Genomic DNA, 23,540 nt, shown 5'->3' with positions numbered 1-23,540 from the left:
AAATAGCCCTTTATTTACTATTATTTCTTATAACAAATACGTTAACAAGCTCTTGCCAGGAGAAAAAGCAAACCGATAAAAAGGTTAACAGCTCCGCAATAAAAGCCCCTCTTAGTAATATGGAAACAAATTTTAAATGGCAGGAAGGTTTAAGTTGTCCTTCAGGATACCCAATTCAAGTATATAGAGGCTGGCTTGAAGGCCCGTTAGTATCAAATGGTGTAAACGAAGAACCTAACAGTACAACCAGTATATACGGTTTTGGTACAACCACTGGTATAGGAGAATGGGGAGAAAATTCCTCAGGGATGAGTCAGGGCGAAAAACCAATTCCACAAAGACTTAACTGTACGTGGTATTCGTATGTTGAAGATGTGATGTATCATATCGATACAGAACTGGACTATCCTAAAATGGTAAAACTATTCAACGAAGGCTTTCAAAGCAACGTTCAGAAAAAAGGAAAAGTAATGACGACTTACAAGTACATTACGGTAGGTTTTGCTCCCGGTGGTGTAGTAGTCGTTTGGTTGAAAGGTGGACAGAAAGATGTAGAAATAGGACGTTATCAAGGAAAAAAGACAGAGATAAGTGCTAAAGAAATAGCTTCTTTGGACAGTCACGAACGACTATTATTTGATCCTGCAGACAGAGAACGAACTTTAAAAAATCCGAAAATTATAGCACCTGAAGTTCAGGAAGCAAATAAAAACAAACCCATTCCTTACGGACTCTGGGACAGCTACCGCATAAAATACAACTGGCGTCCTACAGCAATATTAGTGAGAGAAGGAAAAGTGCAGGATGAATTGTCATTTGCCCTGTTTAATGGAGAGCGGGAGACGCTGTTAGAAAAAGAATTTGCTAAAAATGAGTATCAGGAAAGAGCAATTCCGAGAAGTTTAGGAGTTCGTTGGTGGGATAAAAATGGACAGGGCTATAGCGGTTCATTCATTTTTGATGAAAAAGAAATTTTTGATGCTTTCAAAGAGCTGCGTAAAAAGAATCCTGAGGCAAATATTGATCTGGAAGTTAAAATAAACCCGGGCAGTGACTATTTGGGAGCCGCATTAAAAAACGGTAAAGATGTTATACCATTGAAAAAAAGTAAAACAAACGTTTTTGAGTCAAGCATAGTTACAAGAGAATACAAATACAATTGGCATCCTGTTTTTTCATTTCCTGAAGGAGAAAAGATGCCCGATAAAATTTATTTTTTGAGTCATACTTTAGGGCAGTCTCTTGCGGAAAAAAAAGAGATGAATGTACCGCTTCAGGAAAATGCGGCACCCTCCAAAATAAGTTTTGATTACAGCAAAGAGAATGGAGAAACAGGTTATTTAGAGTTGATATTTAAAGACGAGGAAGTTCGCGAGACGTTTAGAGATATTGAAAAACTAAAGCCTGGAGCACCCATAGAAATGCAGGTGAAAATTGGTAAATCCTATAATTCTTCTACCATTACACTAAAAGGTAACGGAAAAGAATTACCAGTGAAATTCACTACTTATCAGAATTAGTCTTATACAGAAAAACACTAGTTTACGAATCGTATTTACTAAAAGAATATACAAAAACAGAATCATTGTTATGGGAAAAACATTTGTATACAATACAGGAGCAGCAGCCGATGATATCAAAAAAGAAGAATTACGTGTAAGTTTTGGAATTTTTATTGATGGTACACTTAACAATAAGACGAATACCGATATGCGCAACAAGCATAGCCGTGGTAAAGATGCAGATGGAAATATTGATTATTCAAAAGACAATGCGACGCTGGAAAGTGAAGACCAAAAAAAGTATAAAAAAATAAAAAACAAAGGACGGATAGAAGAACTTCTCTCCAAGAAAAATAAAACCCCTGCCGAGGAAGCCGAGTTTAGAGCCATCGATGAAAGAGACAAATACCTGGTGGCTTCCTATAGAGTTCCTTTAAACGAGTTTGGTCTGGATCGTATGGGAACAGATAACAGTTATAGTAACGATTACACCAACGTGGCTCGAATGTGGCAATGCTGTGAACAAAAAAAGTACGCCATTTACGTGCCGGGTATGGGAACAGATAATCTAATGCGCGACAGTACAGACGGTTTTGCCTTTGGTTCCGGACAAACAGGTATACGTGCCAGAGTGCGTAACGCCTGTGAACAGATTGCAGATAAAGTAGCACAGAAGATGGCAGAGAGTGATGATGCAACAAAACTTACTCAAATCACACTCGATGTATTTGGATTTAGTCGGGGCGCTGCTACGTCCAGAAATTTAGTCTACGAGGTAAACCATGACAGTGGTTATGCAAATGCAGTGAAAAAACGAATCCCTTGTGGGGTAGAATATATAGAAAATCCATATTCGGAATCCGGTAGCGTTCGCATACAAAAAATGCGAGATGCCTTTGTAGATGTCGATAATTACGAGATAGACAACAGTTATTTAATAAGAGATCAGTTGCCTAAGATGGGGCATTTGGGATACAGTTTGCTAAAAAAAACCAGCCTTGATTTTGATGATTTGAAAAATGTAGAGATCATCGTCCGATTTGTTGGGATTTATGATACCGTTTCCTCTTATTTTGAAGAAAATGGTGTTCGGGATCATTATGATGATTATGGAAATGTGAAAGACGAAGGAGGAGGAAAATTAATAAAAGAAGCCTGGTCGACACATTTTAACGATGATGTTAGCGAACTGCATCTGAATAATTTACACTGTCAGAAAGTAGTACACTTTACGGCCAAAGATGAGCATCGTCAAAATTTTGCCCTTACCCGAATCAATCAAATTCCCGGCAGATTTATCGAAAAAAATTTTCCGGGAGTACATTGCGATATAGGAGGAGCTTACATGACCGAGAAAGAGGTTATCGATGAAATCGGAACTCAGATGAAAGACAGGCATTATGTTTCTGTTTTTCCAAATGGTTTTTTTGATGATAAAATTGGGCTAGAAGCACTGAGAAGAGATTTGATCAGACAGTATTGGTATAAAGAAGATCAAATCGAAACAAAAATTCAATGGAGTTTGCCACCTTATCGTAAACTTACAGGAATCCGTGGAAAAAAAATAGAAGGAACAGAAGATCAGTATGAAGGAGTTAAAAAAGAGTACAGTTATATTCCGCTGCACTTTATGGAAACTTATGCCAGAAGTACTGAAATGAAGGAATATTTTGTAGAAGAAACCGCTGTAAAATTTCCATTAGATGATTTTCTAACACATGTGGAAAGCTATTTAACACCTTACGCGTTGGATGAAACTAATGAGGTGAAAGAATGGGATTTTGTGAGCGATGAAGTAATCGAACAAAGAAGACTGGAAAGGATAGAAAAGGAGAGGAGGGAAGCTGAAATACAAGAAATAGAGCAAAAACTCAAAAATCATACTTATGAATACGAAGAGCTCAAGATGCCAATCGATAATTTACGGGTAGAGCAATATAAACCTAAGTTAGATTTTGAGACGCTTAAAATACCCCAAAAAGAGCCTGAAATGAAAACATATACTATAGAGGGAATTACTGTTGTGGGTTACAGTGGACAAACCATGTTGAGAAAGTTAAGGAATGAATATCTGCATTGGTCCTCAACGAGAGATTGGTTCGGAATGCAGCCCAATGAAGGCAGAAAAAGAAAAATACATTAAAGTATGACCTATTTAGATTACGATGTTATATTCCCTGAGCTTGATAAAATAAATGAGTTCGTATTTGAAACAGTAACAACAGATTTCTCTAATCCAAAAAAGGTAAAAAAAATAAATTACACCCGAAAGATTGCTATCACGAGGTACAAAGACAACGGAAATGATAAGTTGTTTCAGTTATTTCTTTCGGAGATTGAAATCACAAGTAATTTATCTACAGAGAATATTATTTTTCTCAAAAGAATAGGAGCTGCTTTTGACGAAGTTGAAGTAGAAGTAAATAATTATGGTAGAATAATCAAAATAGTAAATTTTGAGGAACTGGGGAAGCGATGGGAAATGGTACGTGCCAAATTGGCTATAGATAATGTAGGTTTTGCTGTAGCATCATACCTGCAGGATATTAGCAGTTCGTTAGAAGATGAGCAAAAAATGATAACCTTCTTCTCCGATTATAAAATGTTTGGTTTGTATTTTTTCAGTTTATACAGAAACTCGTCCCCCGTTGAACGGCAGAAAAAAATAATAGATTGTGGTGGCACTGTAATGTTGGAACATATTCATCCAAAAGATGAAAAATTGGATGCCTACTTCATAAAAGGAAAACCTTTTGAAGAGAAAGCAGAGACGGATAGTATAAAATATGATGGTACTATAGAGTACAGAGAACATCAAATAGAATTGGCAACATTAGAAATAGAAAAAGAAAGATTGAGCATTTTGTATAACATTAATAAAACATCACTTTAATGGCAAAACCAGATAATACTCAAAAACGAAAAGAACGCGAGGAAAAAGAGGAGGCCGAAGATGGCTTAAAATTTGTTATCGACGGAGCCAAACTAAAATGCGATTTATGTACCGTTCCGGAGGGCGACCTAAAAGTAAATTTTGACACCCCTACCATACAAGACAAAAAAGTTGCAACGATTGTCGAGAAAGACAAGAAGAGCGTAATCTTTAAAGGCAACTGCAAAAAAAGCCCGCAGAGTTCAAGTCCATGTGCTTCAGTAATGCAGCTTGCCGACTGGAAAGATGTGGGAACAGTGTATTTTCAGGAAAAATTTCCATTACTTCTTAAAAGCACAATTAAATGCAATTATGGAGGAGTTGATATTAAAATCACAGATTCTGCGCAACGCAATGCACCGGAAAAGATTGATACTACAGCTGCGCCAGTGCCGGAGAATATTGTGTCTTCTTCTAAATTAAAATCATTTATAATTCATTTTCGAAGACCCTCAACTTATAAGGGAGAATATGGATTTGATTGGATGCGGGATGAGTATATTTATCCAATTACAAGTGTAGGCGGTACAAATAAGGAATTATCTCTGGATCCCGCAAAATTAAAAACTGAATATAAAACTACTGATGTAAGTGATGGTATCTCTCCTTACAGTAAAGATTATTATAATTCTTTTTTGAATCTTATGCTTAACCAGGAGGCTGAATTGGATATTGAGATAGAAGCGTTAGAAGCATTATCGTCTGATGCTACAGAAATCACTTTTGAAAGTAGTAATCCGGATTTGATAGTAACACCAGCAAACATTCCTTTAAACGGATTAATAGCAGGAGGAAAACAAACTAAAAATTTAGGAGGAACTACTACCAAAGATTTTTATTTAGCAAATAATCAGGTAAAGGTGAAATGTAATAAGGCATTTACTAAAAATGAACAGATAAAAGTTTTTGCAAAACTAAAAGATGCAGCTACAGGTATAGAAGAAAAGAAAGAAGTAGGAAAAATGATGGTTATGAAGAATAATGATCAAGCAAAATATACAATTAATGTTTATGTTATAAAAGCTTTTATAAGTGATAATCCTGCTTTTGGAGAAACTATAATCGATACAGAGTTTGCAAAAATTGGAGGGCTATCAGGTTTAGAAAAGTATCTAAATGAAAACAGTCTTAATCAGGGACTAATACAAGTAAAATTAATCGATAAAGATAGTTCAGGAAACTTCCTAAAAATGCCATTGAGTACTAATACATTTGAAACAGCAAATCTTGGAAAAAGCCCAAATCCCGCAGCAGTTCCAGATAGTAAATATTCAAGGATAAAGGATATAATTAGTAATAGAAGTACATTTGAAGTGCAATCAGGAAAGAGTGTAGATTTATTTAATATTCAATTTGGCTTGCTTTATGGAAATATGGTCAGACAAAAATGTATACTGCTTTATTTATGTCCGTTAAAAACTCCAACAGCTGGAGGATCTAGTTATAATAACCCTCTTAACAATAAACATTGTATTATTTTTAAAAGTAATTTAGCTCATTTACCTTCTTATGCGCATGAAATTGCTCATACTTTAGGGTTGGAGCATACTTTTAAAGAAGGACAAACTGTTCAGCAAAAAATTACTGATGCCCAAAACAAATTAAATGAGAATCGTGGAAAACAAAACCAAGAAAAAATCAATAAAACGAATCACTTAAGTACAAATCGTGCCTATTATGATACACATCCTACAGAAAAAGCAAATGCTATTAGAACGTTAGATCTTAATATTAATGCCTATAATGATATTATTCAATATTATGAAGATGAATTAAATATTTTAAGAAAAAATCCACATAAATTTGAAGATAGGAAAACAGAAAATATTATGGATTACGATTTGTCAAACCAAAAAACATTTGATAAATGGCAGTGGAAAATTATACAAGATGAAACAAAAACTTATTATCATTAATCTTTTCCAAAATGAAAAAACTATTTTCAATAATTATAACTACTTTATTAGTTTCAACTAGTATTGCGCAAGATAAAAATATACCTGAAAAACCAGTTCCTATATCTTTTTCAAAACCGCACTATAAAACAGCTTGTAGAGATTTAGGAAGCAAATTTAAGAAAACAGATAACTGGTATAATGATAATAACATAGCCACAATCAGAGACTATGATTTTAAACATTCCAAAAGCCTTGAAGTTGTCAAGAAACAATATAGTATGAAGAATGGAAAACTATACTATAAAAAAAGTAAAATTGATAGTCTTCAAATTTTTTATCGCTCAGACGAGAATATTGATTATATAGTTTATATTATTAAGGGGAAACCAACAGGTTATACAATAAATGTAAATAATAATCCTCGTCCTAGTATGTATTCTGTTTCATATAATAATGAAGGTGATATACGTTATGATTTTATTAAACAAAATGGTTTTCTTTTAAAAGGGAATGGTTTTTTGAAAAATTATTATTATGCTGAATGGAATGGTAAGACTCAGGATTATTCAGAAGAAACTTTAAAAGAAGAAGGTGAAGTAAAAAATAATTTCAAATTTGGAGAATGGAAATATTATAATAAAAATGGGTCAATAGAAAGTACAAAGACATATACTTTAAAAGATTCAGTAGATGTTCGTTTTCCAAATTGTATTTTTAATAAAAAAGAACCATGCTACTAAATGTAGTATCCTATTAAAAAAAACTTTCACTGAAACTCATAAAATTAAAATGAAAATAAAGGAAATTTGATTTTTATGAATCCAAAGAACTGGATAAATTCATAAAAAAAGTATTGAAAAAATAAGAAATAGCCCGATAGGATTTTTTTTATACGACTACTTTGGCTGTAGAAGAAAAAGATGAATTTTCTGTCAGCCCCCGTGAATGCTGGATTCTTACATTTTTGATTGGTGCAAAGCAGGATTTTTTCTTTATTTTTATGAAAAAGATTACGAATTGGCTTGTTTTTCAAAATTGTATTTGTATATTCGTACAAATATTGATTGCGAATCACCCTCATCTTCCTACAAGAAGCAATTATGAAAAGTACGTTAGTACAAAAAGAGGTATTCTAAAATCATAGTAGAATACCTCTTTTTTTTGTTCATACTAGTCATACAAAAAGAAAGAGGATTCTAAAAAAAAACATTTTTTAACAACTTAAATTTTTTATTATGGCATTTAAAGCAGTTTTAGAATTCGAAGGAAACGAGTACCAAGTATTATTTTCAAAAGTTGATATGTTAAGACATACTGACGGTAAAGGAGCAGTTTCTTCTGAAATTAAAGGAGGTAGATTAAACTTAAGAGTAAAATCTACAGACAACACTACAGTTATCGAACAAGCGGTAAACAGTCAACACAAACCAGTAAGCGGAAAAGTAAAATTTTTCAAAGCTGACTCTGAGCAGGTAATGAAAGAGCTTTCTTTTGAAAATGCTTTTATCGTATTCTTTAGTGAGCAGTTAGACGCTTTGGCTGAAACTCCAATGACTACTGAGATTACATTCTCTGCAGAGAAAATTACATTAGGTAATGCAACATTAGATAACAACTGGGCTAAAATCTAATTTTAACTAGTTGTGAAACAAGAAGCGATGTTTTTATCGCTTCTTGTTTCTTTCCTTAAAAATAAAAAGATCCGGATTTTTTAACCCTTAATTTTAGCGGTTCAGTTGAAGTAAAATCTTAAAAAGAGATTTTTGCTCGGCCTGTTTTTAATTCCGTTGTCAGGGAAGTTGAAATGTTTTTTTCTTTTTATGCAGTAGATAAGTGTATTTCTAAAAATAGACTTTTCTGAGGGATTTTATATTAAAGCAACTTTAATATTAAAGTCTTCTTAATAAAATAATACCCAAAACCCCAATGATACCACAAAAAAGAACCTACGAAATAAATCCCCAAAAGAGATATTGTTTTATGACTATTGAGGTATATCAATCTAATAAACAATCTCATGGCTAAATCTTCATCTTCAGGAAAACATAAGAACGCTAGTTCATTAGGAGTTAAAGGGCCCCAGTATAATAGACAAACAGGTCAGTGGGAAAATACGGATAAAGTGGGCGCAATGATGCAAAGAAGGAGCCCGCAAGGTAATCGTGTAGCCGAAGATGTTAAAGCTAAAGCTATAAGTGCGCCGCCTAAAAAAGAAAAACCTGTACATCATCAGTTTTTGACCACAATTGCAGTCGAAATATATGATTTTGCAAAAGCAAAAGGAGCATCATCTCAAGGAGCATTATTAGTATTGGCACAGGCAAGTTTAGAAAGTGGATACGGAGCATCCGCAATAAAACATGGGGACTATAACTTGTTTGGAGTTATGGGAAAACCTTTCAAAAGAAGTACCAGTCACGGTACAGTTAAAGATTACTCCAATTCAGGGGGGTATCAGGCTGCTTTGACGGATTATTTCAACAAAATAGACAAAAACTGGAGTCATTTTTCCAGTATAATAAAAAATGATACCATAACAGCAGATGATATTGACAAGGCTTTTAATACCGGAACATATTATCCCACAGCTAAAGAAAGACATGGAGGAAAGTACGCCTATAATGCTGATATGGACAGCAGCGGTGCCAATCATTACGGAGAACATCTGCTCAAACAAATCGGCGGAGTAAAGAAGCGTTTTAAAAATAGTTTAGACTTTCAGACAGAGGCTAATAAAGAAAGGTTAAAGGAAATAAATACAATCCTGACCGGCAATTCACTTTTATTTAATGATCCGGTAAAAAGTACACTGGAAGAAGAAAAGAGACAATTGGTGATTCAGAACGAAAAATTTAACACTATTTCAAATGAAATTAACTAGTGAACTTAAGCTGCTTATAATCGTAACTTTTTTTGTTTTTCTTGGATGTAATTCGAAGAATAAAGAAAATGTTATTCCGATAAATGAAATTAAGAAGGAACAGGTAAAATTTGAAATTGACAGTTTAGAAGTTAAAGACCGAAAGGGAGTTTTATATACCATTAAATATTATAAAGATAGTATTTATGTGAATCAGGGCAGAAATAATATTATTAGAATAGCATATCCAAATCGGTTCGATAATGTATTTCCCATAAATGGTCTTATTGCCAATGATAAATCGACAAATGCTTACATCTCAAATAATCATATTCTTTTATTGCCCCTGAGTGAGGTAAATAATAGAATAAATCTGATTGCGATTGATTTAATTCATAAAAAAGAAATTAATTATCAGTTCAAACAAAGATCTGATATTATTACAACCGGGATTAATTCTTTTTATTTTAATGAAAAAAACAACATAATTATAAGCGCGAACAGCTTGAATTATGAAGGAAAAACAACCGTTCATTATTACAAAATTGGTAAAAATTTAATAACACATCAAGGTACTAAAGAGCTGAATTTAACCTCCGAAATGTTAGAGGACAACGAGGCATTATTGAAGTTTTTAAATACAGCTAATAATAACATTCCTTAAATACAATAATCAATACAAGATTTATAAAAATTAAATAACACCACACTGATCTGATAGACATAAATAGTTAGTACTAACTAAAAAGATTAAAATAATGATACCACAAACCATAATTTTTGGAATAGATTCCAAGAGAATAAGTCATTTTACCAGCATAGAATTGGTACAAGTGATAAACGATCATCATCGATTTGAAATTCGTGTTCCCCATGCTGTTGTCGAAAGTCCTTTGGCCTATACTCTCGAGAATGCTCAGGCCTGGTTAGGTAAAGTGGTACACATCATCCTTGAGGACAAAAACAACTTTTTAGGAGTAGTGACCAATATCGATTTTGATCAGGAAATGGGGCATTCGGGTAACCATATTGTCGTATCGGGTTATTCTAAAACCATCTTGTTAGAATCGGGAGAAAAACTACACTCCTGGGAAGAAATGAATTTAAAAGATATTGTCAAAGATGCCATAAAAAATGGAGCAGGAGAGCAGTTGCAAAACGAGGTAAATCCAGAGTATACCAGCAAAATGGACTATCAGAATCAATATATTGAAACCGATTTTCAGTTCATTCAGCGATTGGCAAAACAATACAATGAATGGTTGTATTATGATGGTGAAAAGTTAATCTTCGGGAAACCTAAAAGTTTCGACAAGCCAATCTCTCTAACCTACAACAGTGATATCTCAAAACTAAAAATATCCGTACAGGCAGTACCAAATAAATTCAGTGCTTTTACTTACAATGAAAGTGCCGATAAACGTTATACAGCAAAATCGAAAGATACTGTAGGTGGTTTGCCAAAATTAGGTAATGAAGCTTTTGCCACTTCTAAAGAGGTATTCGCAACACCGGCATTTACGCACGGGATAGTGAGTACAGGAGATGATTTGGTTTTGGAATCCTTCTTAAAAAAGAAACAGGAAAGTGCTGCAGCCGATACCAACTATGTTTCGGCAACTACTAAAAATACAAAATTAAAAATAGGAAGCATAGTCAACATAAAATCGAGTGTTTTAGAAAACGAAAGTATGATAACACAAGAAGTGGGCTCTTATATTATTACCGAAATTAGCCATTATGCAACGCATTTAGGAGAATACGAGAATAACTTCAGAGCAATACCTTCAAAAGTACTGAGCCTTCCGGAACCGGATGTAGCTTATCCAATAGCACAAACACAGCAAGCTTTGGTAGAAAGCAATACAGATCCTAAAAATAAAGGAAGAATTAGAGTGCAAATGCTTTGGCAGCAAGGTACTTCTATGAAAACGGCCTGGCTTCGTGTTCTAACTCCTGATGCAGGAAGCAGTGGCAAAGTAGGAACCAACAGAGGAATGGTATTTATTCCGGATGTAGGCGATCACGTAATGGTTCATTTCCGTTATGGAGATCCAAACAGACCTTTCATTATGGGAAGTGTATTTCATGGAAAAAGCGGTGGAGGCGGTGGCCAGGATAACAACAAAAGGAGCTTTGCAACCAGAGGAGGAACTTCTTTAGTTTTAGATGAAGGAGATAATAGTTTTACCGCAACAGACCCAAGTGGTAATATGATAAAATTGAACGGTGACGGAACCATGACCATTTATGCACCAAACAAAATAGACGTTTTGTCTAAAGAAATTAACATTCTTGCTGACGAAAAGGTAAATATAAATGGTATAAATGAAGTCAATGTCGACAGTAAAAAAATAGTCGCTGTTGGTACGGATGAGGTGAGTGTACAAAGTGATACACAAATTGGTAATGAAGCACCAAGTATTAATATTAAAGGTAAAAATACCATTTTGGCAGAAGGGAAAGTTGTTGATATAGACGGTAAAACAATGACCAATGTTAAAGGTGGAGTGGTGAACTTAAATTAGAATTTAAAATGCATAATACGCACAATCCTGTCGCTGTAAGAGTCGAGAACATTCAAAAAATCTGGATTAAAACCCGAAAAGAAAAACCAAAAGCGAAAGTATTCAGCATGGTTTGTTTTAAGGAAGATTTTCCTTTATTGGATGCTTTCATTCACTTAGAATCTTCCGCCTATGGTAAATCCGAAGATTCGTTTGTTGCTTTTGTTGTTGATTTTGAAGATAAAAAAGATTTTTACATCTCTATCATAGAGCAATGGATTGTAACCTTTGAAGAGGACCTGAAAAAAAATCCCAATTGGAATTGGAAAGACTTTACCACTTTTAAAGAAGTACTTCCCGAAATTAATCAGCTTAGTATTGAAGGTCTTAAGGAATTCTATATCAAAATGCTCATTAGTTTTAAAGAATTTGAAGCAAAAACCGGAAATCTTCTAATCGTAAGTTTTTTGATAAAAAAAGTTAGCAATACCGATTTGTTGACGGAAAGCCTCAATGAACTGGCTGTTTTGCTACCGGAAAATATAGGTTTTCTGTTTTTGGATTATCAGGAAAGGCAGCAGTATCGTGATGTGATTCTGGCAGCAAAAGAAAAAGGAATCAGTATAGAAATTCCGAACCAGGAAATAAATAAAGCCTATCAACAAATTGCGACTCAGGGAAACCCAAACGATCCACAGGTGCGTTATCGAAAATGTTTGTTTGAAATTGGTGAGGCAGCAAAAAATAAAAAACAGGAGAAAGTTAAAAAACTGGGCAATGAGCTTATCGACATTAGTAAGAGTACCGGAGAAACCAGTTTTTGGGCTTCGTCTTATCTGATCTTTGCCAGCTTTTTGTTTCAATTTAAAGATGAGAAGGAGCTTATTCATCAATTGTTGGATAAAGGAATTAAAATAACAACTCCACTTTATAAGGAGAAAGAGGATGTCGCGGGAATTTTAATGCAATTATTAGTTTACAAAGGCTCGCATCACAGCATCATCGGAAATACCGATACAGCAATTGATTATTTTCTGAAACAAGTGGCCATCGCCAAAGAAATAGAAAACGGAATGCAGGTTATCAACGGGTATAATTATGCATTACTGCTGGCTGCCAAGAAAAAAGGCAGTCGCTATACCGAAATTTTAAACGATGCTTTTGAGTACGGATATGCGCTAACCGACGAAACTCTTAAAATCGTCAACTTTACTTTTATAGCAAACAGTTATCTGGAGAATGATCCTAAAATTAGTTATTCAGAGAAAGAAGCTGTTTTCGACCGAATGATACTCATTTTTGGAGAAAACTGGAACGACAATCCAAAACAGATAGCCAAGCAGATACAAGAGGAATATCAATTAAGCAACACCTATTAATTATGTTACTAACCGATAATCATTTGACCATTGTGGTAGGTATAGACATTCATTTTACCACCCTGCCGCCGTTTAACCCGTTTCATCCCTATATAGGTATTGTGATGGATCCTTTTGATTATGTTCCGTTTTTAGGTACCAACGTACATGTTAATGGTTTTAAAAGAGGGAATTCTGATACCAGCGGAATCATAATTCCATTGGTGCATATTCCGCTTTTTACACCACCCTGGCTTATGACACCTATCATAGGCCATGAAAGTATGAACTTTTTCGCCTCACAAACTGTTTTCTCAGACAGTACCAGAATGAGCCCGAAAGGACATATGCTAATGACCTGTAATGATATCGGCATCCCACTATCGATGTCTTTAGGAAAAACCAAAATAGGCAAGAAGATGCTACCGTTTGCCCCAACCCTTTTTGCCCCCACTTCATTTTCCTTGCCTATCCCAACGGGGAAACCCGTAATGGTTGGTGGACCCTATCCTCCCGATTGGGGAGGAGTCCTTACAGGCTTATTAGCTAGTATTGGTTTTAGCACCTTGATGAAAGTCGGAAAAAAAGCATTCAATAAACTTCTAAAAGGGGCTATAGGTCCTAATAAACTGAGTAGATTATTGTGTAAAGCAGGATTCGAACCTGTAAACCTTATTAATGGTGCCGTGATTTATGAAGGAAGCGATTTCGAACTGGCCAGTCCGATTCCTTTAAACTGGGAGCGCAGTTGGTATTCAGATTCTCCATATGTGGGATGGCTGGGTCATGGCGTACATTGTGTATACGACAGAGCTGTAGAGTTATATCCTGAAGATGATGCCCTTGGACTTCGTATGGATGACGGACGAGTTGTAGCTTTTCCAATGTTGTTGCCTGAAGAAGAATTTTATTTGCGTCAGGAAAAAATAACCCTGAAAAGAACACAAGAAGGTTATACGGCCTACGAACATAAAAGTAAACTTTTGTATGAGTTTACTCTTTTTAATGGTAAAAAATACCAGCTTACTAAAATTAACAATCCAAACGGACTTTGCATCATTTTTGAATTTACAGCTAACCGTTTGAAAAAAATAATCGATGCTGCGGGCAGAGAGATCAAAGTAAGTACTAAGGACGGATTTATTCAAAAGCTGGAACTTGTCGGACCGGAGCAGGATGAGCTATTGGTAGCTTACGAGTACGATCAGGACGGTAACATAAATGCGATCATCGACGCGCTTCAAAAACCAACAACCATTGAATATGAAAACCATTTGATGGTCAAAAAAACCGATCGTAACGGACAAACTTTTTATTGGGAATACGATAATGAAAACCGTTGTACACACACCTGGGGTGACGGAGGCTGGCAGGAAGGCTGGATGGAATACCATCCTGAGGAAGGTTACAATTTAGTAACAGACGCCAACGGGGCAGTAACTACTTATTATTACGAGCCTAGTCAATTGGTCACACAGGTAAAAGATCCAATGGGCAACAGTACCTTTTACGACTACACCGAGTTTATGGAACTCTATCGCGAGATTGATCCCGAAGGACGTATACTAGGTTTTAACTACGATGACAGAGGAAACAAAACCGGCACTGTTTATCCGGATGGTACCGAAGAAATCATGATTTACGATGAGGAGAACCGCCCGTCGATAGCCATAGATCCCGAAGGAAACAAAACGGTTTATCTGTACAAAGAAGACAGACCGGATCAGCTCAAAACGATTATCGCTCCGGATAAAACTACCAGTCATTTCACTTATAATGATGATGGACTATTGGCAACAGTGGCCAAAAACAACAACAAACTCGAATTGATTTATGACGATCAATTCAACCTTATAGAATGGCGTGAGAATAATGAAAAGCTAAAATCATGGGAGTACGACCATCGTGGACGGGTACAGGCGATTTACACTCCAATGCAAATGGCCGATTACTTTAGTTATGACGCATTAGACAGGGTAAGGCAAATTGTAGAGAAAGACAGCAATGTCATACAGTTCACGTACAACAATTATGATGAGGTAATAGCCCTAAAAGACAATAAAAACAGCATTAAGTTTAGTTATACCCCAATGGGAAGCCTTGCTACGCGTGAGCAAAATGGTGTAAAAGTGCGTTTTGATTACGACAAGATGGAACAGCTGCAAGGCATCAAAAACGAAGACAACGAAGTGTACTATTTTGCCCGAAACAAAGCCGGACAAATTGTAAAAGAAACTGCCTTTGACGGTATGGTAAAAAAATACCAGCGTAATCTTGCCGGGGAAGTCACCAGAATTGATCATGGCAACGGCAGATTTACCGAATACGAGCAGGATGCATTGGGACGCATCACCAGAGCCGACTACCACGATGGCAGTTGGGAAACCTACAGTTACAACAAAAACGGACTTTTAACAGAAGCCGTGAATCAAAATGTAAGCATACTTCTGGAGCGTGATGAAATGGGGCGTGTCGTAAAAGAAACCCAGAAGCAGCAGCTCGATACAAATGATAATGCCGTTACCCTTACCTCCGCTTACAACAAACTGGGACAGCGTATTAGTATAAATAGTTCATTAGGAGCAGAGATCAATACTCATTACGATTCAAGAGGACAGCTTGAGCGAATAGAAGCCCAAAGCAATGAGTTAAAAGAACAGCACCAGAAGTGGGAAACTACCCTGAAACGCGATGAACTGGGAAGAGAAATAGAACGATTTACCACCGGCGGACTCCATATCAAAACCAGTTACAACAACAGCGGAAAACAAAAAGAGCAGGAAGTATTTGCCAATGGCAAACGCACGGGATCACGTTATTACAACTGGGATACCAACCAGCAATTACGCAGTGCGGTAAACCAAATGACCTCCAGTATCACCTATTTTGATTATGATGATTTTGGTAATCTGGCCAAGGCAGATTATAATGGTAAAGAACAGCTTTACAAAACCCCCGATGCAGTAGGAAATCTTTATAAAACTCCCGACCGTAGCGATCGTAAGTATGGTAAAGGAGGAAAATTGTTGAAAGATGAAAAGTACCATTACAGATACGACGAACTAGGTAACTTGGTACACAAAAGTTCCAGAAATATTAATGAAGAACTAAAATTCGAGGAAGCCACCAACTGGATTGATAAACTGGCGGGTAACAAAACCGAAGAAACCAGATTACAGCAGGACCACCAACAGTGGCAGGATGGAGATACTACCTATAATTGGCTGGCCAACGGCATGCTGGAAAGCATTACCAATCCCGATGGGGAAACAGTATATTTTGAGTACGATGCCTTAGGAAGACGTACGGCAAAAATTGCAAACCAAAAAATAAATCGTTATGTTTGGGATGAAAACGTTCTGATTCACGAATGGAAATACGATTTAAAAGATCGCCCTAAATTAATTGCCACAGAGGATGACTTAGTCTATGATAAACTGGAACCGATTGAGAATTTAATCACTTGGGTTTATGACGAAGGTTCTTTTGTACCAAGTGCTAGAATTATTGGAGAAGAGAAGTTCTCTATTATTAATGACTACATTGGTCGTCCCGTACAGGCGTATAACGAAAAAGGTAAGTTAGTCTGGGAAACAGATTATGACATTTATGGAGATTTACGTAACCTAAAAGGTGATAGAAGTTTTATTCCTTTTAGACAGTTAGGACAGTATGAGGATATAGAAACGGGGGTATACTATAATAGGTTTAGGTATTATAATCCGGAAACTGGCAGCTATATAAGTCAAGATCCGATTGGACTAAAAGGAGATAACCCGAATTTTTATGCCTATGTTTATAATAATAATAATTGGGTTGACCTTTTTGGGTTAAGTACAAATCCTTCAAGTTTTATTACTTTTACAGATAGTGCAGGTACATCATTACAAGTAAATGGATATACTGATTTAAGTCATTTATCGGATAAAGAGCTGGAAAAGTTATATTATGCTAATAAAAGAAGTGGTTGGGGGCTTTCTCCTAAAGATAAACAAGGAAATACTATAGTTCTACATCATTACAAACAGAACCCTGCAGGTCCAATAGTTGGGATGCCCGCTAAACATCATGATAAACCACATACAAATCCTGGACAGCATCCATTTGGAAAGAAAAAAGGAGGCGGATTAACAAAAGCGGAGAGAGAAGCATTTGATAATTGGAGAAAAGAATATCATGCTCATTTAGCAGAAACGGAACTTAATAAGAGAGGAATAAAATGTAAATAAAGAATATGAAACAAGAACTAATAGATAAGATTAGATTGATACTGTCAGATAATGATTTGTTTGCAGGTGAATCTGTTGATGAAGAAATAATTAAAAGTGCTGAAAATGAACTTAATGTGAAATTTGATAAAGATTATGTTCAGTTTTTAAGTCTGTTTGGAGGCAGTTATACAGGTGTTCCTGTTTATGGTTTCAATAATTGTGAAATGCTATCGGAAGAAACTGTAGTAGATTTAACAAAGGATTTTCGAAGCAATTATCTGGTTGATAACAGATGTGAATTAATACAATCTAGTTACGTAATTTCTGTGAGTGGAAATGGTGATCCTGTATTTATTTCCCCTGATGATAAAGTTTGGATTTATTATCATGATGATGACGAAACAGAAGAATTAAATAAATCTTTTGAAGATTTAATCGAACAAAACCTGATGGATTAATTTGCTATGTAAATATCAAAAGTTAAAAAACTAAACCCCGCTCATTTCAGCGGGGTTTGTTTTGATTATTGAATTAATTTTTGATTTCTTTTACTGGACTAATAATGAGCATGTTTTTCATTATGGTAATGGTAAAATGAAACCTATATGGATTATGTTAAAATACAACATAGTTTACTTTGTCAATACCGGTATTCCCCGTTTTTGAATCATAAGCATACACGGTTATTTGGTAATTTCCCGGTTGTGAAATCAAGAAATCTCCTTCCAATAAATTGGTTGAAACCAACTTTAGATTCACTTCATTAAGCAGTTTCCCATCTTTACTGATTATTGCTTTTGTTTCTATTTTATCCGAATCCCAAATACCGCCTTTTTCAATAATACAGCCACACATCATGACAATATTAGCCTGTATTTGAAAAGGTTTTTCGTTTATTGATTTTAAAGCAATGTACTGGTGGGTTCTGGGTTTTAAAATATCAATAATAAATCCGGGGATTTCTAAAATGATTCCGTCACCCAGTATGTCTTTGCCCGGAATTAGCCAAATTTCAGTACTTACTAAAGTCTGTGCCTGTTTGTTGTTATTAGGAGAATGTACTTCAATGCTCACAAAGGTTGGCTCCTCGATATCTATAGAAGCCGTAAATTTTGCTGTTGCATCGTCTGTAATGACCGTATTTCTTTCTTTGGGAAACTTCATGATCAAATCTGTGTTTCCGGTACTTCCGCTTGTTTTTCCTTCCGCCAGTATAATGTTGTTGGTTTTATTGCGTATAATCACGTAAGCACCACCCAAAGAACTGCCAATAAACTTGGCATCCTTTGCTTTAGCTCTGACAATAATTTTAGTTTCTTTGGCATACCCCGAAAAGCAGCATATCGATAATAGGATAATGATTAAATTTTTCATTTTTAGGTTTTTAAAATTGCTTTTGAATATTCTTGTTTAAATCTGTAGTAAAATGTGGATTTGTCCAGAGCTTCATCGATCTCGTCCAGATATTTAAGAATACCTAAATCGTGATCCAATACACTTAATATAGTAGCCTCACAGCTGTTCCATATCAATTCAAATTGCGGCAGAGAATGAATTGATTTTTCAGAGAGAGAAACCATTTGTTTTCTTTTGTCCTGCTGGTCTTTTTCTACAATTAAATAGCCTTTTGAATTCATATTTTTTACGGTCATCACCAGAGTGGGATGCGCGTATCCCAGACTATCGGCTATTTCAGCGATGGATAGTTTTCCTTTATCCCGCAGAAGCATAAAAATCAGGTACCAATGCGGTTCAATTTCAATGTTGTTTTCTTTATAGAGTTTTTTTACACTATAAGACATTTTATCACTGATTCTTTTCATTCTCGAATCTAGCGCTTTGTATCCTAAATCTTTTAAAAAGTCTGAATTCATGTGTTTCTATGTTTAGTACTAAAGTAATAAAAAAAATATATTTAAAACTATATAGTTAGCTATATTTTTTGCAGTATGTAAATCGTTAGTTTTGAAAAGCAGAGGGGACTCAAAAAAACATTGGGGACATGATGGAGTTCATCAAAAGATTCTAATTTAATTTTATTAGAAAAAATGAATATTACTTTTTTTCTAATAAAAGAATGAAAAATAGTACTTAAAAGTATCAAAATAGGGTTGTTATCTAGAATAAATCAAAATAATTTGGTTTGATTTGATACAAATAATACATTTGCGTTATTAAAAATAATTCTAAATAACATGAAAGTAAAAGTACTATTGCCACTTTTGGGCTGTTTGATGATGCTGCTTACGGCTTCTGCATCATTTGCGCAGACTGGTACAATAAAAGGAACGGTTTCATTGTCTAATGATGAGGCAGCGGATAATATCTCTGTAACGCTAAGAGGAACAAAAATTGGAACTACTACTGACGCTCAGGGAAATTATGAAATCAAAAACATCAGACCCGGAAATTATATTCTGAAGGTTTCGGTAATTGGGTTTTCCTCTAAAGAAAAAAATGTTGAAGTTTCAGCAGGAAGTAATCTTGTTGAAAATTTTACACTGCTTACTACATCTGAGGCACTTACAGAAGTATTTGTAAAAGGGAATGCTAATAAATATACCAAATCTGAAAGCCAGTATGTGTCGAGGATGACGATTAAAAACCTTGAAAATGCACAGGTTTATAATGTGGTTACAAAAGAGTTAATCAAAGATCAGTTGGTAACCAATCAGGACGAGGCATTAAAAAATGTACCGGGTTTATATCAATTATGGGCAGCTACAAACCGTGCCGGTGACGGAGCTTCATGGTATTCTTTACGTGGATTTACGACTCAGAGTTTAGTAAGAAATGGTCTTGCCGGAAAAGTTAACAGTAACACTGATGCGGTAAATTTAGAAAGAATTGAAGTGATAAAAGGGCCATCAGCTACACTTTTTGGAAATGTGGTTTCTTCTTACGGAGGATTAATCAACCGTGTAACTAAAAAACCTTACGAAAATTTCGGTGGAGAAATTTCATATCAAAACGGAAGTTATGGTTTTAACCGTTTAACTGCCGATATCAATACGCCAATTAATGACGATCATACAGCATTGTTCAGATTGAATGCTGCTTTTGGAAATGCGAATACTTTTCAGGATTTCGGTTACTCAAAGAGTTTCTTCGTAGCACCGTCTTTTGCTTATAAAGTAAATGATAAATTAACGATCTCTATCGACGCCGAAATTGGAAATCAGGACAACTCCGGGATGCCTTTGATTTATCTTCCATTTGGAGTTTCTATTGCCGACTTAGGCGTTAATAATGCTAAAAATCTGGATGTTAATTTCAAAAGATCATTTTTAGGAGATGAATTTATGACCAACACCAAAACCTTAAACGTTTTTGCACAGGCTCTTTATCAAATCTCAGACGAATGGACTTCTCAAACGGTATTCAGCAGCAGTTCTAATAAAGCCAGTGGTTTACAAACATGGTTTTACCTTTTACCAAATCAAGAATTTTCAAGAAATGCATGGGATGCAAACGGAAAAGATAATGCGATCGAATTCCAGCAAAACTTTAATGGTGATTTCAAAATTGGATCCATGAGAAATCGCTTTTTAGTAGGGGCTGATATCTATTATGGTTCAAACAAATTATTATTCCAAAGTGCACCGGGTTATGCTGCATACGATAAGATAAATTATACAGGAGCAGCAGCTAATTATTACGATTTTAATCCAACAAATGTAAAGGAGCAGCTTAAAGGAAATGGGAATCCTCCTTATACAACTAACAGTTCTATAGCGACTTACAGCGCATACGTTGCGGATGCAATCAATGTTACGGATAGATTAATTCTTTCTGCAGGGGTTCGTTTTGATCATTTTGAAAATCAGGGATCATTTGATGCGGCTTCAAATAAAAACACGAACAGTTTTTCTCAAAATGCTTTCTCGCCAAAATTTGGTGCAGTGTATCAAGTGGTAAAAGATCAGGTATCTGTTTTTGGAAATTATCAAAATAGTTTTACGAATAAAGGATTCTTAGATGCTAATGTGGGCGGTAAGCTTGAATTGAAACAATTTGATCCGGAAAGAGCAAATCAGCTTGAAGTAGGGGTGAAAGTGAATGCTTTCCAAAATAAAGTGAGTGCAACTTTCAGCTATTATGATATTAAAGTGAAAGATATTGTAACTGCCGATCCGAATTTACCAAATGCAAGCATACAAAACGGAACGCAATTTAGTAATGGTTTTGAAGTAGAACTTACAGCTAATCCAATTCCGGGATTGAACCTTCTTGTGGGGTATTCTAATAACAATTCTAAATTAAATGATTTAAGACCTGTAACCGCAGGACCAGAAAATCTAATCAACTACTGGTTCAGTTATAATCTTCAAAGAACAAAATTGAAAGGATTAGGTTTAGGATTTGGAGGGAATTACGGAGACGCTACTTACATTTACAACAACGGACCTGGTCAAACTTTTGAGCTTCCGTCATATGCTGTGGTTAATGCTGCTTTGTACTACGATCAGCCAAAATACAGAGTGTCTTTAAAAGTAAATAACTTAACAGACCAGTTGTATTTTAATGGTTATACCACAATAAATGTTCAGGCTCCACGTACCCTTATGGGAAGTGTAACGTATAAATTCTAGTTTTTTTTAGAATACTGAATGCAAAAGGCTCGAACGTAATGTTCGGGCCTTTTTTTGTTTTATGTAGTGTCGCAGAAGTTAGTTATTTAATTCAGCAGATTGAAGTTTTGTTATTCTTTCCTGAAGAATTAGATCTTTCAAAGTTTAATAACGGTCAGTCCAAATGACTATGTAACAGCTATAAATAACTTTTACCTCAATTTTAATTTTTATATTTGAATGGTCTGATACAGAACCAATTGTTGAATTTTAATCATTACTTATGTTATTAAATAGAAGAATATCACTTATGTACTTTGTGAATGAGATTCGATCACAGATTGTACTGATCGTACTATTTGCGATATTAATTGGACTGCTCGACATGCATCCCTTATTTCAACAGGTATCTCTGCCGTTAAGTATTCCTGCCTTAGTGGGTACTGCGGTTTCGCTTCTGCTTGCTTTTCGAACGGCACAATCGTACGAAAGATGGTGGGAAGCCCGAACCGTTTGGGGAGCAATAGTAAATGACTCCAGAACTTTTATCCGGCAGATCATCCAGTTTACTCCAAAAGAAAATAAAGAAAGTGTTGATGCTTTTACAGAAAGACAGATTGTCTGGCTTTATGCCTTGGGAGAGTCATTGCGTAAGCAGCAGTTTTCATCAAGGGTGCAGACTTACCTTGATACTTTTCAGATCAAAGCCTCTAATATTCCTAATGCTTTGTTGGATAAACACTCCGTGGATGTTGCCGAAATGGCTTCACAAGGTTTAATTTCAGATTTTAAACAGGTGCAGTTAAATGAAACACTAGCCAGGCTTTGCGACAGTATGGGCAAATGTGAACGTTTAAAAAATACCGTCTTTCCAAAATCATACAGTGTATTGGTTCATACGCTGATCTATGTATTTGCGGCTATACTTCCTTTTGGACTCGAAGATTCACAGCTGGTCGTAGAGATTCTTATAACGATATTGATTCCTGTTCTGTTTATTTCCATAGAAAAGACCGCTATTATAATGCAGGACCCATTTGAGAATACACCTGTTGATACCCCAATGACTTCACTTGCAAAGACCATAGAGATCAATCTGCTTGAAATGACTGGGGCAGAAAATATACCGGTAAAGGAAAAAAATGATTTGTATTACGAAATGTAATAAGTTTAAGATGAGGCATTAAAAAATATTTCATTATGGATATAGAATTTGAACTGTTACTTTCTGCTAAATTACTTTTGGCGCTTTTATTGGGAGGAATTATTGGTGTTGAGAGAGAAAGGGAACAGCAGAATGCGGGTGTTCGGACTTTTGCCTGTATCTGTGTAGCTTCTTGTCTTTTTGTTTCTATTGCTGCCCATCTCACCGAGGATAAATCCGCTATTGCCAGAATGCTTGCGGCTATTGCAACCGGACTTGGTTTTATAGGAGCAGGACTTATTTTCAGGGATGAAAAAAATCTTCTTAAGGGATTAACCACCGCATCGGGTTTATGGACAACTTCGGCTGTTGGTATGGCCATTGCACTCAATATGTTTGTTATTGCAATCTGTTCTACAGCCATCATCCTTTTTATTTTTACCATTAATCAATTTTCATGGTACAGAAAGTTTGTCGGGAAATTATTTAAAGATAAAAATCTGAAAAAATAATATAACGAAATAGGCAGATCCTCAATGTGAGATTATTAAGAACAA

At 35.4% G+C, this 23,540-nt stretch carries 17 protein-coding genes; 15 read left to right on the top strand and 2 right to left on the bottom strand.

The window, feature by feature from the left end:
* The first annotated feature begins 119 nt into the window (after positions 1 to 119).
* From ACAM30_RS21885 to ACAM30_RS21830, 12 genes are all read left to right on the top strand, one after another.
* On the top strand, positions 120 to 1,520 hold the full coding sequence (locus ACAM30_RS21885) for a DUF2931 family protein (RefSeq protein WP_369616627.1): 1,401 nt from the start codon (positions 120 to 122) through the stop codon (positions 1,518 to 1,520).
* Between the two features lie 70 nt (positions 1,521 to 1,590).
* Positions 1,591 to 3,645 carry a DUF2235 domain-containing protein gene (locus ACAM30_RS21880; protein WP_369616626.1) on the top strand — a complete coding sequence of 685 codons (2,055 nt, stop codon included), beginning with the start codon at positions 1,591 to 1,593 and terminating at the stop codon, positions 3,643 to 3,645.
* A gap of 3 nt (positions 3,646 to 3,648) precedes the next feature.
* Positions 3,649 to 4,395: a hypothetical protein gene (locus ACAM30_RS21875; RefSeq protein ID WP_369616625.1), complete on the top strand. Its 747-nt coding sequence runs from the start codon at positions 3,649 to 3,651 to the stop codon at positions 4,393 to 4,395.
* Complete coding sequence (locus tag ACAM30_RS21870) at positions 4,395 to 6,350, top strand: DUF4280 domain-containing protein (protein ID WP_369616624.1); 1,956 nt, start codon at positions 4,395 to 4,397, stop codon at positions 6,348 to 6,350. Before ACAM30_RS21875 ends, ACAM30_RS21870 begins: the two co-directional genes overlap by 1 nt.
* 11 nt (positions 6,351 to 6,361) lie before the next feature.
* A complete protein-coding gene (locus ACAM30_RS21865; RefSeq protein ID WP_369616623.1) occupies positions 6,362 to 7,072 on the top strand; it encodes a hypothetical protein in 711 nt (236 codons plus the stop codon).
* A gap of 495 nt (positions 7,073 to 7,567) precedes the next feature.
* On the top strand, positions 7,568 to 7,963 hold the full coding sequence (gene tssD / locus ACAM30_RS21860) for a type VI secretion system tube protein TssD (protein WP_017496350.1): 396 nt from the start codon (positions 7,568 to 7,570) through the stop codon (positions 7,961 to 7,963).
* Between the two features lie 386 nt (positions 7,964 to 8,349).
* Positions 8,350 to 9,213, top strand: coding sequence for a glucosaminidase domain-containing protein (locus tag ACAM30_RS21855; RefSeq protein WP_369616622.1), 864 nt, complete (start codon positions 8,350 to 8,352; stop codon positions 9,211 to 9,213).
* On the top strand, positions 9,200 to 9,856 hold the full coding sequence (locus ACAM30_RS21850; RefSeq protein WP_369616621.1) for a hypothetical protein: 657 nt from the start codon (positions 9,200 to 9,202) through the stop codon (positions 9,854 to 9,856). The genes ACAM30_RS21855 and ACAM30_RS21850 overlap by 14 nt, the downstream gene beginning before the upstream one ends.
* A gap of 94 nt (positions 9,857 to 9,950) precedes the next feature.
* Positions 9,951 to 11,720, top strand: coding sequence for a type VI secretion system Vgr family protein (locus tag ACAM30_RS21845; RefSeq protein WP_369616620.1), 1,770 nt, complete (start codon positions 9,951 to 9,953; stop codon positions 11,718 to 11,720).
* A gap of 8 nt (positions 11,721 to 11,728) precedes the next feature.
* On the top strand, positions 11,729 to 13,078 hold the full coding sequence (locus ACAM30_RS21840) for a hypothetical protein (protein WP_369616619.1): 1,350 nt from the start codon (positions 11,729 to 11,731) through the stop codon (positions 13,076 to 13,078).
* A gap of 2 nt (positions 13,079 to 13,080) precedes the next feature.
* Positions 13,081 to 17,286 carry a DUF6531 domain-containing protein gene (locus tag ACAM30_RS21835; protein ID WP_369616618.1) on the top strand — a complete coding sequence of 1,402 codons (4,206 nt, stop codon included), beginning with the start codon at positions 13,081 to 13,083 and terminating at the stop codon, positions 17,284 to 17,286.
* A 5-nt stretch (positions 17,287 to 17,291) separates the two neighbouring features.
* A complete protein-coding gene (locus ACAM30_RS21830) occupies positions 17,292 to 17,726 on the top strand; it encodes an SMI1/KNR4 family protein (RefSeq protein ID WP_369616617.1) in 435 nt (144 codons plus the stop codon).
* A gap of 157 nt (positions 17,727 to 17,883) precedes the next feature.
* On the opposite strand, the gene ACAM30_RS21825 is transcribed toward ACAM30_RS21830, so the two are convergent.
* Both ACAM30_RS21825 and ACAM30_RS21820 read right to left on the bottom strand, forming a co-directional pair.
* Positions 17,884 to 18,642, bottom strand: coding sequence for a hypothetical protein (locus ACAM30_RS21825; protein WP_369616616.1), 759 nt, complete (start codon positions 18,640 to 18,642; stop codon positions 17,884 to 17,886).
* 2 nt (positions 18,643 to 18,644) lie between these two features.
* On the bottom strand, positions 18,645 to 19,142 hold the full coding sequence (locus ACAM30_RS21820; RefSeq protein WP_369616615.1) for a MarR family winged helix-turn-helix transcriptional regulator: 498 nt from the start codon (positions 19,140 to 19,142) through the stop codon (positions 18,645 to 18,647).
* Between the two features lie 321 nt (positions 19,143 to 19,463).
* On the opposite strand from ACAM30_RS21820, the gene ACAM30_RS21815 reads away from it, so the two are divergent.
* From ACAM30_RS21815 to ACAM30_RS21805, 3 genes are all read left to right on the top strand, one after another.
* Positions 19,464 to 21,860, top strand: coding sequence for a TonB-dependent siderophore receptor (locus ACAM30_RS21815; protein ID WP_369616614.1), 2,397 nt, complete (start codon positions 19,464 to 19,466; stop codon positions 21,858 to 21,860).
* Between the two features lie 262 nt (positions 21,861 to 22,122).
* Complete coding sequence (locus ACAM30_RS21810) at positions 22,123 to 23,004, top strand: bestrophin family protein (RefSeq protein WP_369616613.1); 882 nt, start codon at positions 22,123 to 22,125, stop codon at positions 23,002 to 23,004.
* A gap of 35 nt (positions 23,005 to 23,039) precedes the next feature.
* On the top strand, positions 23,040 to 23,495 hold the full coding sequence (locus ACAM30_RS21805; protein ID WP_369616612.1) for an MgtC/SapB family protein: 456 nt from the start codon (positions 23,040 to 23,042) through the stop codon (positions 23,493 to 23,495).
* Positions 23,496 to 23,540 lie beyond the last annotated feature (45 nt).

Origin of the sequence: Flavobacterium sp. CFS9 (assembly GCF_041154745.1) — a bacterium.
Classification (GTDB): Bacteria; Bacteroidota; Bacteroidia; order Flavobacteriales; family Flavobacteriaceae; genus Flavobacterium.
This window is presented reverse-complemented; position numbering and strand designations above follow the sequence as displayed.